This window comes from Bradyrhizobium sp. Kon37, assembly GCF_055807535.1.
On the sequence record NZ_JBVVOY010000123.1, the window covers coordinates 1 to 503 of the forward strand.

Below are 503 nucleotides of genomic sequence, written 5' to 3' on the forward strand. Positions count from 1 at the left end.
TAATAGGTTGAAGGAACCACCAGATCATAGGCACCGTCTTTGTATGTTTTCAGCTTGGCGTACATGGTTTCGTTCGACTCGTAAGTCGAATAGATAACCTTAATACCGGTTTCTTTGGTGAACTGTTCAAGCAGTCCTGGCGGCACGTACTCGGTCCAGTTGTAGAAATACAGCGTGTTGTTGTCATCGGCGTGAGCGGCGCTCATGCCCAGTGCCAGAGCACCCGCCGCGAGCAGGTGGCGTGACCATTTTTTCATTTAACGTCCCCTGTGTTACCTTTCGTTTTATCACGAGCAATAAGCTGGCTGGCAATAACCATCACCAGCGACAGCACCAGTAATATGGTTGCCAGCGCGTTAACTTCCGGCGATACGCCGACTTTGACCATCGAATAAATTTTTAACGGCAGAATTTCATAACTTGGTCCGGTGACGAACGAAGAAACTACCACATCGTCCATCGACAGGGTAAAGCTTAACACCCAGCCCGCCGCCACCGCTGGC

At 50.3% G+C, this 503-nt stretch carries 2 pseudogenes; both read right to left on the bottom strand.

What is annotated here, in order from left to right:
- Nucleotides 1-257 (bottom strand): annotated as a pseudogene (locus tag AC0L3J_RS37395) (spermidine/putrescine ABC transporter substrate-binding protein PotF); the annotation flags it as partial.
- Nucleotides 254-503 (bottom strand): annotated as a pseudogene (locus AC0L3J_RS37400) (hypothetical protein); the annotation flags it as partial. The pseudogenes AC0L3J_RS37395 and AC0L3J_RS37400, both read right to left, overlap by 4 nt.